This window comes from Lachnoanaerobaculum orale (assembly GCF_003862485.1).
In the GTDB taxonomy this organism is placed as follows: domain Bacteria; phylum Bacillota; class Clostridia; order Lachnospirales; family Lachnospiraceae; genus Lachnoanaerobaculum; species Lachnoanaerobaculum orale.
In genome coordinates this window covers 362,630-380,887 of the sequence record NZ_RRCM01000001.1, presented here as the reverse complement: position 1 = coordinate 380,887, position 18,258 = coordinate 362,630, and the positions used below count along the sequence as shown (strand labels likewise).

Annotated in this window: 19 protein-coding genes; all 19 read right to left on the bottom strand. The window is 38.8% G+C overall.

Annotation, left to right across the window (positions count from 1 at the left end; genetic code table 11):
- Position 1: 1 nt before the first annotated feature.
- Positions 2 to 772 (bottom strand): threonine/serine exporter family protein, encoded by a 771-nt coding sequence (locus tag EHW90_RS01905; protein ID WP_009447273.1) that lies wholly within the window; start codon positions 770 to 772, stop codon positions 2 to 4.
- Between the two features lie 62 nt (positions 773 to 834).
- Complete coding sequence (gene uvrB / locus EHW90_RS01900; protein WP_124950814.1) at positions 835 to 2,802, bottom strand: excinuclease ABC subunit UvrB; 1,968 nt, start codon at positions 2,800 to 2,802, stop codon at positions 835 to 837.
- Between the two features lie 97 nt (positions 2,803 to 2,899).
- The gene (locus EHW90_RS01895; RefSeq protein ID WP_124950812.1) at positions 2,900 to 3,844 is read right to left on the bottom strand and encodes a LysR family transcriptional regulator; all 945 of its coding nucleotides are present in this window, start codon (positions 3,842 to 3,844) and stop codon (positions 2,900 to 2,902) included.
- Between the two features lie 160 nt (positions 3,845 to 4,004).
- Positions 4,005 to 4,874, bottom strand: a complete 870-nt coding sequence (locus tag EHW90_RS01890) for a DMT family transporter (protein WP_124950810.1) — start codon at positions 4,872 to 4,874, stop codon at positions 4,005 to 4,007.
- Complete coding sequence (locus EHW90_RS01885) at positions 4,867 to 6,255, bottom strand: MATE family efflux transporter (protein ID WP_124950808.1); 1,389 nt, start codon at positions 6,253 to 6,255, stop codon at positions 4,867 to 4,869. The genes EHW90_RS01890 and EHW90_RS01885 overlap by 8 nt, the downstream gene beginning before the upstream one ends.
- A gap of 23 nt (positions 6,256 to 6,278) precedes the next feature.
- Entirely contained in the window at positions 6,279 to 7,004 is a 726-nt protein-coding gene (locus EHW90_RS01880) for a phosphatase (protein ID WP_124950806.1), read from the bottom strand.
- Between the two features lies 1 nt (position 7,005).
- Positions 7,006 to 7,230 carry a hypothetical protein gene (locus EHW90_RS01875; RefSeq protein WP_009447262.1) on the bottom strand — a complete coding sequence of 75 codons (225 nt, stop codon included), beginning with the start codon at positions 7,228 to 7,230 and terminating at the stop codon, positions 7,006 to 7,008.
- Between the two features lie 70 nt (positions 7,231 to 7,300).
- Positions 7,301 to 8,245, bottom strand: coding sequence for a translation elongation factor Ts (gene tsf, locus EHW90_RS01870; protein ID WP_124950804.1), 945 nt, complete (start codon positions 8,243 to 8,245; stop codon positions 7,301 to 7,303).
- Positions 8,246 to 8,331: 86 nt separating this feature from the next.
- On the bottom strand, positions 8,332 to 9,117 hold the full coding sequence (rpsB, locus tag EHW90_RS01865) for a 30S ribosomal protein S2 (protein WP_124950802.1): 786 nt from the start codon (positions 9,115 to 9,117) through the stop codon (positions 8,332 to 8,334).
- Positions 9,118 to 9,205: 88 nt separating this feature from the next.
- Complete coding sequence (locus EHW90_RS01860) at positions 9,206 to 9,838, bottom strand: rhomboid family intramembrane serine protease (protein ID WP_124950800.1); 633 nt, start codon at positions 9,836 to 9,838, stop codon at positions 9,206 to 9,208.
- Complete coding sequence (locus EHW90_RS01855; RefSeq protein ID WP_060932359.1) at positions 9,835 to 10,245, bottom strand: HIT family protein; 411 nt, start codon at positions 10,243 to 10,245, stop codon at positions 9,835 to 9,837. Before EHW90_RS01855 ends, EHW90_RS01860 begins: the two co-directional genes overlap by 4 nt.
- A 10-nt stretch (positions 10,246 to 10,255) precedes the next feature.
- A complete protein-coding gene (locus tag EHW90_RS01850; protein ID WP_124950798.1) occupies positions 10,256 to 11,599 on the bottom strand; it encodes an N-acetylmuramoyl-L-alanine amidase family protein in 1,344 nt (447 codons plus the stop codon).
- 165 nt (positions 11,600 to 11,764) lie between these two features.
- Entirely contained in the window at positions 11,765 to 12,034 is a 270-nt protein-coding gene (rpsR, locus tag EHW90_RS01845) for a 30S ribosomal protein S18 (RefSeq protein ID WP_007595675.1), read from the bottom strand.
- A gap of 27 nt (positions 12,035 to 12,061) precedes the next feature.
- Positions 12,062 to 12,511: a single-stranded DNA-binding protein gene (locus EHW90_RS01840; protein ID WP_009447254.1), complete on the bottom strand. Its 450-nt coding sequence runs from the start codon at positions 12,509 to 12,511 to the stop codon at positions 12,062 to 12,064.
- A gap of 23 nt (positions 12,512 to 12,534) precedes the next feature.
- On the bottom strand, positions 12,535 to 12,822 hold the full coding sequence (rpsF, locus tag EHW90_RS01835; protein WP_009447253.1) for a 30S ribosomal protein S6: 288 nt from the start codon (positions 12,820 to 12,822) through the stop codon (positions 12,535 to 12,537).
- 111 nt (positions 12,823 to 12,933) lie between these two features.
- Positions 12,934 to 13,728, bottom strand: coding sequence for a response regulator transcription factor (locus EHW90_RS01830; protein ID WP_124950796.1), 795 nt, complete (start codon positions 13,726 to 13,728; stop codon positions 12,934 to 12,936).
- A 12-nt stretch (positions 13,729 to 13,740) separates the two neighbouring features.
- Positions 13,741 to 15,435: a sensor histidine kinase gene (locus EHW90_RS01825; protein ID WP_124950794.1), complete on the bottom strand. Its 1,695-nt coding sequence runs from the start codon at positions 15,433 to 15,435 to the stop codon at positions 13,741 to 13,743.
- Positions 15,436 to 15,470: 35 nt separating this feature from the next.
- On the bottom strand, positions 15,471 to 17,126 hold the full coding sequence (locus EHW90_RS01820) for an ABC transporter permease (RefSeq protein WP_124950792.1): 1,656 nt from the start codon (positions 17,124 to 17,126) through the stop codon (positions 15,471 to 15,473).
- Positions 17,116 to 18,237 (bottom strand): ABC transporter ATP-binding protein, encoded by a 1,122-nt coding sequence (locus EHW90_RS01815; protein WP_124950789.1) that lies wholly within the window; start codon positions 18,235 to 18,237, stop codon positions 17,116 to 17,118. Before EHW90_RS01815 ends, EHW90_RS01820 begins: the two co-directional genes overlap by 11 nt.
- Positions 18,238 to 18,258 lie beyond the last annotated feature (21 nt).

Below are 18,258 nucleotides of genomic sequence, written 5' to 3'. Positions count from 1 at the left end.
CTCACAAAATCACATATGCCAGCGCCACACCTACCGCCACCGCAAAAGCCACTACTCCAGTCTCAAGCATTCTGCTGACACCTGCAGTATAATCTCCGTTCAATGTATCTCTCATAGCCGTGGTAAACACAACGCCCGGAACTATCGGCATGATTCCGCCTATAATCACAAGATCGATATTTATACCCGGCAGAAAAAACTTCTTAAAGCCTACCGCAGTAAGCGCCATACTGAGTGTGGATATCATATTTAAGAAAAACGAATTGAATCCGAAAGGTGTAAGTACCCACTGTGTGACAGCCATCGCAAGTCCGGCTATACCTGCCACCATACAGTCTGTAAAGTCTCCTCCAAGCATCATTGTAAAAAACAGTGCCACTCCCACAAAGGATAGACCGTATAAAATACCTGTAAACTGTCTTACATCCTTTATCTTTTTTATTTCGGAATATGCCTCATATATATCCATTTTACCTGCACTTAAGGCTCTTGATACATTGTTGATAAGATATATTCTGTTTATATTTGTAGTCCTGTCAGGCACTCTCTTTGACATGGTGATAAGCCCCTCTTCGCTGTCAAGAGTTAATGTGATACCTGTAGCCAAAACGAACGCGGTATGTGATTCACACTTTGAATAGTCCAGTATTCTGTTCATAGTATCTTCCACTCTGCTTATCTCCGCGCCCGCTATAAGCATGGTCTCACCTGCAAGCATGGCTGTCTCCGCCACCACTCTTTCGAGGCTCTTTGACACATTTTTTTCTGCCACTTTTATTCTCCGTTATATTTTATATTAAAACCCGAATTTTATAAAAAATTTTCCGGCTTTATTTATAGGTTTGCACGCAGTTCGCTTACTTTATCACGCAAAAGTGCCGCATTTTCAAAATCAAGCTCTGCCGCAGCCTTAAACATCTTTTTCTCAAGCTCTTTTATAAGTTTTTGTATCTCCGCCTTGTCCATAGACTCAACGTCCTTATCAATAGACGAAACGCTGTCTGCCGCCTTTGATATTGCTATAAGATCTCTGACAGCCTTCTTTATTGTAGTCGGAGTGATACCGTGTTCCTTATTATAAGCTTCCTGTATACCTCTTCTTCTGTAGGTCTCGTCAATAGCCGCCTTCATGGAATCGGTCATATTGTCGGCATACATTATCACATGTCCGTCAGCATTCCTTGCCGCTCTTCCTATGGTCTGAATAAGTGAGGTTTCACTTCTTAAAAATCCTTCTTTATCCGCATCGAGTATTGCAACCAATGTAATCTCAGGTATATCAAGTCCCTCTCTCAAAAGGTTGATACCCACCAAGACATCGAACTTGTCAAGTCTCATATCTCTGATAATCTCGGCTCTCTCCAAAGTATCGATATCGGAATGCAGATATCTCACTCTGATACCCACTTCCTTCATATACTCGGTAAGATCTTCCGCCATTCTTTTTGTAAGTGTAGTGATAAGAATCTTGTTCTTTTTTTCAATCTCCTTATTCACCTCACCTATCAGATCATCTATCTGACCTTCTACAGGTCTGACACTTATAGGAGGATCCAACAACCCGGTAGGTCTTATAATCTGCTCTGTTCTAAGCATCTCATGATCTTTTTCATATACACTCGGTGTAGCAGAAACAAAAAGCATCTGATCTATCTTTGATTCAAACTCCGAAAACTCCAAAGGTCTGTTATCAAGTGCCGAAGGCAGTCTGAAACCGTAGTTTACCAAAGTCATCTTTCTTGACCTGTCTCCTGCATACATTCCTCTGACCTGCGGTATTGTGATATGTGACTCGTCTACAATAATAAGAAAATCGTCCTTAAAGTAGTCTATAAGCGTATAAGGCGGCTCTCCCGGTGCAGAACCTGTAAGATGTCTTGAATAGTTTTCTATTCCCGAACAAAAACCGGTCTCTCTCATCATTTCCACATCAAAATGTGTTCTCTCGTCAATCCTCTGTGCCTCTATAAGTTTATCCTCAGATTTAAAGAAACTTACTCTCTCCTCACATTCTTTCAGTATGTTTTCGGTAGCCACCTTCATCTTCTCAGGCGCTACCACATAGTGTGATGCCGGAAATATCACGGCATGTGCAAGTTCCGCTATAATATTTCCCGTAAGCGTATCTATCTCAAGTATTTTGTCCACTTCGTCACCGAAAAACTCGAATCTTAATGCCGTGGATGTGGATGCGGCCGGAAATACCTCAAGCACATCTCCTCTCACACGAAAAGTACCTCGGTGAAAATCCATATCATTTCTGTCATACTGCATATCAATAAGCTTTCTTATGACATCATCTCTGTCTCTTTCCATTCCGGGCCTTAACGATACCACCATCTCCTGATAATCTATAGGACTTCCAAGTCCGTATATACATGAAACCGAAGCAACTATAATAACATCCTTTCTCTCTGAAAGGGATGCCGTTGCCGAGTGTCTCAGCTTATCTATCTCATCATTTATTGCCGAATCTTTCTCAATATATGTATCTGTAGACGGTACATATGCCTCCGGTTGATAGTAATCGTAGTAAGAAACAAAGTATTCCACCGCATTCTCAGGGAAAAACTCCTTGAACTCACCGTACAGCTGTGCCGCCAATGTCTTATTATGCGCTATTATCAGCGTGGGCTTTTGTAATTTCTGAATAACATTTGCCATTGTAAAGGTCTTGCCCGAACCTGTGGCACCTAACAATGTCTGAAACTGATTTCCCTCTCTGAATCCGTTTACAAGCGCCTCTATTGCCTGAGGCTGGTCTCCTGTAGGCAAAAACTCCGAATGTAATTTAAATTCCATTATTTAACCCCTATCTCGTGGCAAAGCGCCAACATGAAAAATTATAGCATGAGGCAAAATAAAAGTATAGTATAAAGAACGTCAGTTCAGTGATATATTACACGCTCATTGCAATATCCTGATACTTATCAACAACCTGCAATACATCCGCCTGCTTTTTCAACAGATTTATAAAACTTTCCATCTGTCTGTTGACAAACTTGTCCTTTTTGTGCAGCACATGATACTTTGCTTTGATATTAAAGTCCTTTATCGGAAGTACCTTAAGCACATCATCTCTTAACTTTTGTTCTATCAAAAATCTCGGCAAAACCGAATATCCCATATTTTTACAAAGCAGCTTGATAATAAGATTTGTATTCTGCGACTCTATACCGGGACTTATACTTAGTCCCAGTTCGGACAGTTTATTCTCCAAAATATATCTGTAGCTTGAGTTTTTCTCTGTAAGTATACAAGGATATTCCAACACTTCCTTCAAATCTATAGACTTCTTACATGCCAGAGGATGTTTAGCCGATGCACAAAACACCACATCGGTATCCACCTGAATATCTTCCACAAAATCTTTTGCGACATACGGCTTATCTAAAAACAGCATTATATCAATACTGTTGTGCTTCAGTGCATCAAACAATTCCGCCGGTGTGGATACTTTAATTTCCAGTATAACACCGGGATTTTTTTCGTGGTATTCCGCAAGTATCTGCGGAAACAAGGTATCACATATGGAATCAACCGTACCTATTCTAAGTTCTCCTCTGATAGGGTCATCAGTCCTTATCAGTGACTCCTTTGCCTCTTCATTTAACATAAGTATCTTTTCGGCATAAGGGTAAAATTGCTTGCCGTAATCTGTCAGACGTACCTGTTTTCCGAGTCTGTCAAACAGCCTTGTTCCAAGGTCAAACTCCAGTTGCTGTATCTGTATGGATACGGCTGCAGGCGAATATCCAAGTATCATAGACGCCTTATAAAAGCTTCCCGATTCCGCTATCTTTACAAAAGTATTTAATTTCTTCAAATCCAAAAAATTTTCCATAGTCCCCCTTCTAAATTAAACATTTCTAACTAATTATGTCTATTTTATTAGAATAATATATTTAATTTACCATATTTTTAATCTTTTATATAAACTTACTATACTATATATGTACAAGTATTGCCACAAAAATATTTTCGGATATGTTAAAAAAAGCCCCTTAATCAGGGACTTTCTTATTGTTGTATACCCATTTCACAACCGCCATGGATATGATAATTATATAACCTAATAAGCTAAGTACATCAGGTATTTGACCTACAAATATAAAACCGAGCAACGCCGAATATATAACCTGTGTATAGTCATATACGGAAATCTCCTTTGCAGGAGCATATGTATAAGCCTTTGTAATACAAATCTGTCCGATCATGGCTGAAAAGCCGGATCCGATGAGCATTGCAAACTGTGTTGGACTTGGAGTGATAAAATTTATAGCCATAAGCGGTATGCAGCATATGCTTGAAAATGCCGAGAAGAAAAATACTATGAACATTCCTGTCACTCCCCCTCCGGTCATCTTTCTGACAAGAGCATAAGCCACACCTGCCATAAATCCGCCGAGAACTCCTATCATAGCCACTAAGAATGCAAAATCCGCACTCGGTTTTACTACAAATATTGCTCCTATAAATGCTACTACGGTAGTGAAAATATCCATTATAACCGGTTTTTCCTGTAATATTATAAAACTCAAAAGTATTGCAAAGAAGGGGCTGAGCTTATTCAATATGGAAGCATCCGCTATATTCATATGGTCAATCGCATAGAAGTTACAGATAACGCCTACAAAACCGCATGAAGACCTCAGCAACAACAAAATCCAATTTTTTCTTCCTATATTTTGCCACCTGTAACCGTTTTTTATAAGCATAACAAATGCTACAACGGCAGCTACAAAATTTCTTGAAAAAACCTTTTCAAATGTGGGCAGTTCACCTGCCAGTCGTACAAAGAGCCCCATCATGGCAAATCCAAATGCGGCTCCAAGTATATACAATATACCTATTCTTTTATTGTAATTATTCATATTTTAATGTTTCCACCGGCTCTCTTTTGGCAAACAACTTTCTTAATCTCCTGATACAGTACATAAATCCCGGAATAAGGAACATATCCGCTACAATCCACGCAAGCGGTGAGCCCATACATGCCGCAACAAAACCGAAGTACTTAACTCCCACAAAGCCTACAATACCTCTGGCAAACATCTCACATACTCCCGAGAGTATTGCAAACATCGGAAATCCCATACCTTGAATGGAATTTCTCCAAACATTGACAAAGATAAGCGCAAAGTAAAATCCCGAGTTCCATAAGAGGAATAATCTGGCCTGACTTATTACATCGCTCTTGCTTGCATCTACGAAAAGCTTCGGCAGCTCTCCACCTATAAATATCATAAAAATGAATACCAAAACGGCGTATATTATACCTATTATTGTGGCAACCCTTACTCCTTCCTTTACTCTGTCAAGTTTACCTGCACCTACGTTTTGACCGCAGTAGGTTGCCATAGTCGCTCCGAGAGCATCAGTTACAGCCACACAAAAGCTGCTTATCTTACTTCCTGCGGTAACGGCAGCCACAGTAATCGCACCGAGTCCGTTCACCGCCGCCTGAAGTATTACCGAACCGATAGCTGTGATTGAGTACTGCAATCCCATAGGTATACCCATGGAAAGTACCACCTTTACATGGCTCATTGATAATGCACCTTCACCCGGCTCAAGCTTCAATATATAAAACTTTTTTACAATATATATTACACAAAGTATTCCCGATACAAGCTGTGATACAACAGTCGCATAGGCAGGTCCCGCAACTCCGAGTCCCATAATTTTTATTGAAACAAAGTCAAGGACTATATTAAGGAGTGCTGCCACTACAAGGAAATAAAGCGGTGTCTTTGAATCTCCAAGCGCCCTGATTATACTTGCAGTCAAGTTGTATAAATACATTACAGGTATACCGGCAAAGACAATTATTATATAAATATATGCATCATTCATTATCTCTGCAGGTGTATTGGTCACTACAAGTATGGTCTTTGTAAGCAAACATACCAAAGCTGTAAGTACTACAGAAAAGAATATTCCCATATATACCGCATTCATGGTGAATTTTCTCATCTCTTTGTAGTCTTTTGCACCGAATTTTTGTGCCACCGGTATGGCAAAGCCTGCCGTATTCCCTATAACAAAGCCGTTTACCATAAAGAATATGGCACCTGTGGAACCCACAGCCGCCAATGAATTAACACCCAAATACTTACCTACCATCACCGTATCTACCATGCTGTAGAACTGCTGAAAGAGTGTTCCTATAAGCATCGGTATTGCAAATGCCATTATAAGTTTTAGAGGGCTACCACAGGTCATATCTGTAATACTTGCTTTTCTTTTTTCCATAATTCCCTCAATAAGAATATCTTTTACATCTCTTCGATATCTTTATTTAAAATAAGTTTCAGCTTTTCCATACTGTTGTTCAAAACAAGCTCCTCAGGAAAATCTAATTCTTTCAATAAACTGTCACAATTTTTGAAGTCACCTACATAGTCCGCATAGTGACTGTCAGTATTGCATACCACATATGTACCGTATTTTTTGGCGGCCGAAAGCATCTTTGCAGCATTCTCTCTGCCGCCGACTCTTGCCGACCTCGGATTCAATGAAGAGTTGTTAAGCTCAAGTGCAACACCTATTTTGGCTGCTTCCTTTGCCAGTGCGTCGTGATCAATAGGATACCTTCCGTCATCCGGGTGACCGATTATCTTCACATACGGATTTGCCATCACTCCAAAGTATGCGTTCATGTTTTCATCCAAACTTCCCGGATCTATACATATTGTATGCAGACTTGCTATAACATAATCAAGTCTTTTCAGTACGTTCTCGTCAACATCAAGATTGCCCTTAAAGTCCATGATATTGGCCTCTACTCCTCTAAGTATAAGCACTCCTTTATAGTTTCTGGGAATAACCTTAAAATTCATAAAGTATATGTTTTTGCATGAACCGGGAACGGCTTCACTGTGATCAGAAAATCCATATGCCGAAAGGCCTTTGGCCACAGCCTCTTCCATATTTTCCTTTAAGGTGGAGTAGGCGTGGCCGCTGGCTATGGTATGCGTATGCAAATCAAATAAATATTTCATATTACTTCTTGAAAAGATCTCCAAGCTTGTCCATTGCACCTGCAATTCCGACCTTTGTAATCTGTGCCTTTACGCCGTTTACAACAGCATCAAGCTGTCCGTCAGGAATATCTATACCTGTAAGGTTCTCTATAGTCTTCTCAGGATCACTTGTAAGATTTGCTAAAAGTGCAGGATCCGCCTTTGCCTTATTTATTATATCTGTTACTATTTTTGTTATATCCATTTTTTCTCCTTTGTAAAACTAGAGCCAAGACCTTAACGTCCTTGGCTCTGTTAAAAAAATACTATTTAAATTAGTTACCTGCCATCTGCTTTGCAACTTCCTCTGCAAAGTTCTCGCTCTTCTTCTCAAGACCTTCACCTGTCTCAAATCTTACGAAGCCTTTGATAGAAACTTTTGCATTGTTTGCCTTTGCAACCTCTGCCACATAAGCTGCTACAGACTGCTTACCGTCTGCCGCCTTAACATATGGCTGATCAAGAAGACAAATCTCTTTAAGCTCCTTCTTGACTCTTCCTTCGATCATTCCCATGATAACCTTCTCAGGCTTTGATGCTTCCTTAGGATCGTTCTTAATCTGAGCTAAGAGGATTTCTCTCTCTCTTGCAAGGTAATCCGCATCAACTTCCTTATCTGAAGTATACTTAGGATGAAGTGCTGCAACCTGCATTGCAACATTCTTAGCCATCTCTTTGATTTCATCGTTTACAACATCACTTACAACGTCTACCAAAACGCCGATCTTTCCACCTGCATGGATATAAGAAACTACACAACCGTCGTTCTCTTCAACCTTTGCAAATCTTCTGATTGTCATGTTCTCACCGATGATTGAAATCATGCTTGAAAGCTTCTCACCTACTGTAAGGCTCGGATCAAGCTCCCACTTCTCATTCAAGAACTCTTCTGTAGTATTTGCGCTTGTCTTTAATGCCTGTGCTGCAACTTCACCTACATAAGTTCTGAACTTCTCATTCTTTGCAACGAAGTCTGTCTCAGCATTTACTTCAAGTACAACCGCTTTCTTTGCTTCATCACTTACGCAAACATCTACGATACCCTCAGCTGCTATACGACCCGCCTTCTTCTGTGCTCCTGCAAGTCCCTTCTCACGAAGGAAGTCAACTGCCGCATCCATATCTCCATCAGTTGCAGCGAGGGCCTTCTTACAGTCCATCATTCCTGCACCTGTCATCTCTCTTAACTCTTTTACCATTGCTGCTGTTACTGCTGCCATTGTAAAACCTCCTAAACTTTTTATGATATGACAAGTTGCAAAGCGGAAACCCGGCTTTGCAACCTGCCTATAAGTTAATGTTTATATTAGAACTGTCTCTCGTCCAAATCTTCCTTCTCAGGAGCGAACTCATTTCCCTCAAGTGAATCATCGGCTGCATCCTCAGATACTGCAAGCAACTCACCCTGCTCACCCTGGTTTGCTTCGATAACCGCATCCGCCATCTTAGCTACGATAAGCTTTACTGCACGGATTGCATCATCGTTACCCGGAATAAGGTAATCAAGTTCATCAGGATCACAGTTTGTATCACAGATACCGATAAGCGGAATACCTAAAGTATGAGCCTCCTGAACACAGATTCTCTCCTTCTTAGGGTCTACGATAAAGATTGCGTCAGGGATGTTCTTCATATCCTTGATACCGCCAAGGTTCTTCTCAAGCTTCTCCCATTCTTTCTTTAACTTGATAACTTCCTTCTTTGGAAGCAAATCAAATGTACCGTCTTCGCTCATCTCTTCCAACTGGTGAAGTCTCTTGATTCTTGACTGGATTGTCTTGAAGTTTGTAAGCATTCCGCCAAGCCATCTCTCGTTAACATAGTACATTCCGCAACGCTCAGCTTCTTCCTTGATAGCATCCTGTGCCTGCTTCTTTGTACCTACGAAAAGAATCTTTCCGCCGTCCTTAGCTACGTCTGACATAGCATTGTATGCTGTATCCACCATACCTACACTCTGCTGAAGATCGATGATATGGATACCGTTTCTCTCTGTGTAGATGTATGGAGCCATCTTAGGGTTCCATCTTCTTGTCTGATGTCCGAAGTGAACACCTGCCTCAAGTAACTGCTTCATTGAAATAACACTCATTGTTTTTCTCCTTTGGTTTTTCTTCCATCAGGCCTAAGAAAAGGACCTATGGCACCTCTTTTCTCATTTACCTGATGTGCTTATTTAGCTATAAAATTCTATCATAATATTCGTCCGATTGCAACTCCGACTTTTTATCTTCCTTGTAAAGTATGAGACCTATAAAGACACCGCTTACCGCACCTCCCACATGTGCGATATTGTCAACACCTGTGGTTTTGAATCCGGCATACAGCATAAGCCCCAAAGATACCACTATCTGATACAAACTGAGATTCTTTATCTTGCCCTTGCTTAAAACAAGCGATGCCAGCAAAGCGCCTACCACTCCGAATATTGCACCTGAGGCTCCCGCACTGACTGCAAAATCCCCTGTCATTGTCTGTGCCCAGTCCGATGCAAGATTTGCAAGTATGCCTGAAAGCATATATATGATAAAGAATTTAAAATGCCCCATTATATCTTCAAGCTTGCCGCCAAGTAGTACCAATATAAGCATGTTGTTGGCGATATGCTCTATTCCGAAATGCATAAACATGGAAGTTATCAGTCTGTAGTACTCTCCGCTTTTTATATTGTCGGGAAAACAGGCACCGTACCTTAACATGACCATGGTGTCCTCCGAACCTCCATGTGTCTCAAGAAATAAAAAGTATACTATATTTATTATGATTATACCTATAACAACATAGTTTCTTTTACTTATTCCAAGTTCCATCATCTAAGACTCTCTGATATTTTCTTTGCGGTCTCCTTCTGCTCTTCTTTATCGGCTGTTTTAGGAGCCCAGCTTACAATGCTTGACGCATCATCATATCTCGGAATCACATGGATATGACAGTGAAAAACCGTCTGTCCGGCACTCTCACCTGTATTTGCAAGAGTATTAAAACCTGTAGCACCGAGTCCTACCATTGCGGCCTTTCCAAGCTTGCCTGCAAGGACAAGTGCCTTACCCGCTATATCTTCACTAAGTTCCGTTATATCTCCGGCGTGAACTTTCGGTAAAATAAGCATATGTCCCTTGCTTGCAGGCGACAAGTCAAGTATTACTCTAAAGTTATCATCCTCATAAACAGTATCCGATGCAATCTCTCCGTTAGCTATCTTACAAAAAATACAATCCATATTTCACCTCTCAATCATTATTCGCCCAATCAGGCTCCTGCGGTGTTTCAAAACTTCCGCTTATATTTGTGCTGCCGTCTATTGCAGTCAAAACTCCTGAAGCATTGGTCTTGTATTCCACCTTGTCCGCATCCCTTACCTTGCCGTTTGACACTATCTTGCCTGAAGAGTTCACCACATAATTTGTAGTTCCGCTTCCGCTTTCATTCGGCACGGCAAATACCTGATATTTCATATATTCATTCGCTCTTACAAGTCTGCCCTTGTAATAAAGCTTTGAATCCTTTGTTCCTGTAAGCCCCTTACCTGTAGATGTCTGGAAGAAATATTCTTCACTTTTGCCTGAAGATTCTTTTATATTCTGCTTGCCCTTAATGAGATAGCACTGTGAGCTCTCTCCAAAATAATAGGCACTGTAGGTATTTCCCTGATAGACCTTTTGAATACCGTACACAGGTGTCCCGTTCTTATTAAAAAGGTACTGCTTATCCTTTATCTTTACAAGGTCGCTTATATTAAGCTTATCTGTCTTTGAAGCATAGGGTTCTCCGGTAGATGAAAAATAGAACCACTCTACCAAATGGTTGTAGTTGCCGAGCAAATCCTCAGGAGGCTCCAAAGAATACCACCCTGTTCTGATGGTACCGTCATCATTCATATATCTGTAGTTCTTTATTCCCGGATTTGAACCTCCCGATATTTGCATCCAACCTGATACAAGCTCGCCGTTCTCATCAAAAGCATACCTTACACCGTCAATTTTCTTCTCACCGAACTTTGCATTGCCGTTAAGTACAGGTTTGAACTTCTTTCCGGTGTTGGTAAAGTAATACCACTTTTCTTTATTTCCCGAGTTCGGACCCGGTTTTTGTTCTTCACTGTCAGGCGGCAAAAGCTTATACCAGCCTGTCACCATGGTTCCGTCACTCTTTATATAGTAGTTATTGTCAAGTATCCAACCTGTAAGCATCTTTCCGTCATCGTCAAAATAATAGTATTTGTTGTCTATATTCTTCCAATTTCCTTTGACCGCCTTGCCGCCGTTTTGAAAGTATGCCCAGTAATATTCATTGCCGTCTTTTAATTTTCTCCAGCCTTCCGCTATAAGTCCCTGATCGTCCACATAGTATTTGTCATTGTCAACCCAACTGTTCGTTGCCATAACTCCGTTATCATTCAGATAACGCCATTTATCATCTGCACCTTTTCTCCACTCATTTGTAACTTTATCGTTGTTTTTATCCAAGTAAATCCAATCGGAACCGGATCTTGACCAACCTTCAGCATATATGACTGTAGGAGTTGCCAAAATAAGACCGAACGCAAAAAGCGGTAACAGTATTTTCTTTTTCATATTTACTCCATTATGTTTTTAATCCAAAGCTCTAATATTACTACTCACTCAACTTGTATTACCATTATACACTACATATATGTTTTTTACATTACAATTGCATTAAGTAATACAAAAAACCCGTCTCTGTCCTGGACAAAAACGGGTTTTGTTACATTTTAAATCTTATTCTACAACATAAGGCAGAAGAGCTATATGTCTAGCCTTCTTGATAGCTACTGTGATTTCTCTCTGATGCTTAGCGCAGCTTCCTGAAATTCTTCTTGGAAGAATCTTTCCTCTCTCTGAAATATATTTTCTAAGAGTTGCTACATCTTTGTAATCAATAGCCTTTTCCTTATCACTACAGAATGCACAAACTTTCTTTCTCCTGCGTAATCCGTTAGCAGGTCTTCTTCTAGAGCCTTCTGCTCTGTCAGCTTTGTTAAATGCCATGATAAAGTCCCCTTTCTTTATTTTAACCTAGTTAAATGGTAGACCCTCGTCATCAACTCCGTCCGGGATATTCATAAATCCGTCTGTACTTGCCGATGCCGGTGACGGTCTTGTGGAAGCATGATAATTATTACCACTATCGCTTGCTCCCTTACTGTCTGCAAATTCCTGAGTATCTATAATAACCTCAGTTGTATAAACCTTTTGACCTTCCTTGTTTGTATAGCTTCCTGTCTGTATACGACCTGAAATCAATACTCTCATTCCCTGTCTAAAATATCTCTCTGCAAACTCGCCGGCTTTATCAAATGCAACACATGGTATAAAGTCTGCGGTCTGTTCGGATGAATCTCCTCCACGCTTGAAACCTCTGTCAACTGCAAGCGTATATCTTGCTATAGCCATGGATCTTTCACCACTTGAATATCTTACTTCCGGGTCTCTTGTTAGTCTGCCCATCAATATGGCTCTGTTCATACAATCTCTCCTTTTTATTAAGCTTACTGCTTAACGACTAGGTATCTCACAACCGGTTCCATGATACGAACATTTGCCTCCAACTCGTTAGGGCAGTTGTTGTCCTCTGACTGGAACTTGATGAAATAGTAGAATCCTTCTTTTTGCTTGTTGATGTCATAGGCGAATTTCTTCTTACCCCAGTCATCGACATTAAGTACGCTTCCACCAAATCTTGTGATGTAATTTTGAACTTTCTCCAGAGCTTCCGCTCTTGCATCATCTTCAAGCTTACCATTAAGCACTAATGCTAATTCATATGTACTTGTCATTTCTTACCTCCTCTTGGTCTCCGGCCTTTGATAGCGATATCAAAAGCAAGGATTATGTGTCACAGTACTTAATCTTAGCATGGTTTGCAGTGGAATGCAAGAACAATTTTCTTACATTTTGGTATTTCTGTTTTGGTATTCTGACGGACTCAGGGAAGTATATTTTTTAAATACCGTACAAAAATACTTATAATCACTGAATCCGACTTTACAGGATATCTCATATATCATTAAGTCAGACTTCTTAAGATATGAAATAGCCTTTTTTATTCTGTATTGACTTAATAAATCCACAAAGCTTGTATTGAGCTTTGCTTTCAGCTTTCTGCTGATATAACTGTTGCTTACCTTAAGTGCCTCTGCAACATCGTTTATTCCAAGCTTTTCACTATACTTATTCTGTATGATTTCATAAACCGACCTTATAATAGAATCCGAGCTTTCTCCGGCCTTTAAAAATATTTTCCAATCTTCCTCATTTTCTATTATCTTGTCTTTTATACTTTCCTCTATTCTTTTTTGCCTGTTCTTTTTATTTATTTTATCATTTATTGATTTTAACAGGTCTATAAGTTCATCTTCGTCCACAGGCTTTAACAAATACCCCGATGCACCGAATTCTATAGCACTTTTGGCATATTCAAACTCGGCATAACTTGTAAGTATTATACTGAAAAACTCTTTTCCCTGCATTCTTGCATTTTGTATCATTTCTATTCCTGTCATCTTAGGCATCTTGATATCGCTGATCACTATATCAGGTTCAAGTTCCAGTATCATATCAAGCCCTTCTTTTCCGTCCTTTGCAAGTCCGACTATACTGCATCCATACTCCATCCACTCAAATGAAACGGCCAGTCCGTTTCTTATAATCTCCTCATCTTCGACTATAATAATTTTATTCATATCTCATTCTCCCTATTCAAAAATTTCCGGCAACACCAAAACAACTTCCGTACCTTTGCCTGTTTCGCTGTTGATTTCAAGTCCGTATTCGGTACCGTAGAGGAGTTCTATTCTCTTATGTACATTATAAAGCCCTATATGATCCGAACTGTTATACTTTTCCTTTAAATTAAACACCAAATCTTTCAGTAAGTCTTCCTCTATCCCTACTCCGTCATCCTTAACTATTATATATAGTTTTTCATTCTCAATATATGCCGATATCTCAACTCTCAAGACTTCCACATCTTCTCCGAATCCATATTTAACGGCATTCTCCACAATAGGCTGAATTATCATCTTAGGTACGCTTACCCCTTTTACCTCATCTGAAATATTATCATTAAACTCAAGTCTTTCCCCAAATCTCACCTTCATGATTTCTATATATCTTTTAACAAAATCAAATTCTTCCTTGAATCTGACTGTATCAACAGTGTTTTGTATGCTGTATCTTAAAAGCTTTGATAAGTTTACTACAGTCTTATCAGCGACCTTCGGATTGAATTTTACCAGATATCTTATCGACTCAAGTGTATTGAATAAAAAATGAGGATTAAACTGCGACTCCATCATTTGAACTATCGCCATATTATTTTCCAGTGCCATTTTATCATGTCTTTCTATAAGATGCCTTATACTGCCAAGCATCATATTAAAAGAATGACCTATAGATTTAAACTCGTCATCGGATTCAATATTCAAATTTATATCAAGTTTTCCGTCCTCCACTTGCTTTAGAGCGTCTATAAGTTGATATATTATGGCTGTCTTTTTTGCCGAAAACTTGCCTGCACTTGAAGATATGGCGGCTGACATTATGATTGTCACGGCAATTATCAGCAACAACATAATTATACTGATATTAAGATAAATACTGCAATCTGTGATTACATATATCCACGTATCTGCATGAGCCACTTTATTCTTTGATATATAGATTAACTCTCCGTCTTCAAATGCAATCCCGCTTTTATCTCTGAAATTTTTTATAATCTTATTTCTGTCATCTACAAACCGCCTTGAATTGCTGAATAACACTCTATGAAATTTATTTACAAGTAAAACCGTACTGTTTGTATTGTTAAAAACAGCATCAAGATTTTTAAGCTCCAGCTCATATGTACAAACCCCTGCAAATTTATCATCTCTTATAATCGGTTTTACTATAAGGTATGATGATATCGGTGTGTTATCCACCCCATTCCCACCATAAATATATATTATATTTGAACTGTCTCCCAAAAAATTTGATTTACTGCCGGTTACCTGATATTTTATGAAATTCTTTTTATCTTCACTTCTTTCAGTACTGTAGAGTATATCAAGGTTATTATCAAAAATATAAAATTGTGCCTTTATACTCTTTTGATTCAGAAAATTATACACTCCCTCTATTACATCAACTTTATACTGCTTATCACTTTGAAAATCCTCTATATTGATATCATTTGCAATGTGGTTTGTATTTTCAATATAACTGTTTAATACACTTTCAAACTTTTCTCTTGAATTTAGAGAATATATATTATTATTTCTATATATATTTACAGATGCAATTAAGATAAATCCAAGTACACATATTATACATAAAATAAAACAGGGTGTAAGCGCATGAACTATAAGACTCCTTTTTAACTCTTCTTTAAAACTTATCTTTTTATTCATAGCTTACACCCTTTATATCCTATATTATATTTTTATTACATTGTAACATCCTTGCTTCCGGATACCTTAAAGAATACCAAAAGTGATATTACCGTTGTCAATGTCAATATACTTGCAAGTGCCGCCGCAGGGCCGTAGCTTGCTCTTATTACTTCATTATAAATAGCTACAGACATTGTCTTAGTTTTTGAAGTATATAACATGACGGAAGAACTCAGCTCATTTATTATTGTTATCCAACTCAAAATAGCACCTGAAGCCACTCCCGGAAGCATCATCTTTGCTGTAACCTTTACAAAGGATTTTGCAGGAGTATCTCCCAAACTTACAGCAGCCTCCTCCATACTCGGGCTTATTTGATAAAGTATAGCAGAGCTTGACCTCAATGTATACGCCAATCTTCTTATTACCAATGATATAATTATTATAAATGCCGTACCCGCAAGCATCAAAGGCTGATGATTAAATGCTATCAAAAGAGTGATACCGAGAACCGATCCCGGTACAATATAAGGGAACATTGCAATACTGTCTATAGCTGAGGTGAGTACACTTCTTCTTCTGACTGTAAGATATGCTATCAACATTCCCAAAGTTATAATAATTACAATTGCAAAGAAGCAAAATACATATGTATTTGTTACCGCCGCCAATGCTTTATCGGCAACCTTTTTGTAGCTTCCCAAAGAGAATCCGTCCACAAACACCTGCATCCTTGTCGCCTTAAATGATGTATATACCACCATAGCCTGCGGAATTATAGAAAGACCTGCAAGCATATATATGTACAAATAAATAAGTACTTTAAAGATCCCCTTCGGTTCCTTCGGCTGTATAGGCCTTATCGAACTCATTGTAAATGATTTTGTATTTATGTACCACTTTTGCAAGAAGAACACCAAAGCGGTTATAATTATCATTATTGTAGCCATACAAGCTGCAAAGTTTGCAGACCCTCCCGACTCACCTACAAACTCCGAATAGACAAGAGTAGGCATAACTCTGTATCCCTCACCTATAAGAGCCGGTGTTCCGAAATCCGCCATACAGTTCATAAATACTAAAAGCGCCGCCGCAACAAGTGTCGGGGTTATAAGAGGCATAATAACCGTAAATACCTTTTTAAGTCCACCGCAGCCTAAACTCTCCGCCGCCTCTGAAAGTGCTACGTCTATCTTTTTTAATGCCCCCGATACATAGATATAAATAAAAGGATAGAGCTTAAGAGAGAATACAAGTAACATTCCTGCAAATCCGTATATTGAAGGCATATTTATACCAAGTGCTTTTTCCAAAAATTTTGTAACACTTCCGTTTCTTCCAAGCAAAAGTATCCATGAATAAGCTCCGATAAAGTTCGGACTCATCATTGATATAATAAACAGTACCTCCAAGATTCCTTTCCCTTTTATCTTATAAAAAGACATAAAATATGCTAAAGGAACTCCTATCAAAACAGCTATTACAGTTACACTTATTGTAAGTTTAAAAGAATTTATAAGTGCACTTGTATAATATTTCTTTGAAAAGAACTGAATGTAGTTCATCAAAGACCACACACCACTTTTACTGTCTTTAAAACCGTCTAAAAACAGGCTTAGTAAAGGATAAATAAGGAAAATCGCAAAAACTATAATTATTAATAACGTAACTATATTCCAGAAATCTAATTTAATCTTCTTATTCAGCATACTTTACCACATCCTTTATAAGACTCTTTTCCATATCCTTTGTAAATATATTGATTTTCTTCTTGTTCGGAAGCAGTTTTATACTCTCTCCCTCATCAAATATTCTTTCCGCCTGACCGAGGTCTTGAGAGTATTCAATACTTGGCTGATTATCAAGCACCATACCCTTTGCAAACTCAAGGAAATAGTTGGTATATTTTCCTAGGAAAACTCTGCTTAGAATCTTACAATCAATTCCGGTTTCAGAAATTGAAAACTCCTCAGGTCTTACAGATATTACTACTTCTTCGCCGTCCTTAGCTTCACTTGATATATTATCCATAAATATACTGAAACCGTTATTAAATACTACATTGTAGCCTCCATCCGCACTCTTTAGAGTTCCGTAAAAAAGATTTGAGTGTCCGATAAATGTGGAAACAAATGCATCATAAGGTCTGGCATAGATATCCTGCGGACTGCCTATCTGTCTGATAATACCGTCTTTCATTACAGCTATTCTGTCCGAAATTGCAAGTGCCTCTTCCTGATCATGAGTTACATAGACTGTAGTTATTCCTATCTGCTTTTGTACATCTCTTATTGCACTTCTCATTTCTATTCTAAGCTTTGCATCAAGGTTTGAGAGCGGCTCATCCATTAAAAGTACCTGCGGATGTATAACTATCGCTCTTGCAAGCGCAACTCTTTGCTGCTGTCCGCCCGATAATCTCTCAGGCAGTCTGTCTTGATACTCTTCTATCTTTACTATCTTTAAAATCTCATCCACTCTTTGTTTCATCTCTGCCTTAGGTACTTTTCTTATCTTAAGTCCGTACTCTACATTCTGCCTTACTGTAAGATGCGGGAAGATCGCATAACTTTGAAAAACCATTCCTATATTTCTGTTTTGTGCCGGCGTATCATTTATAATTTTATCATCAAATGCTATTGTACCGCCCTCTATTGAGTTAAATCCCGCTATCATTCTCAGTAATGTTGTCTTTCCGCAGCCTGAAGGTCCAAGCAGTGTAAAAAACTCTCCGTTTTTTATAGTGGTGGACAGATCCGGTATTATTGTTATATCACCATATTTTTTTACAACATCTTTTACATTTATACTAACGCTCATCTTTTTCTCCTGATATATAGT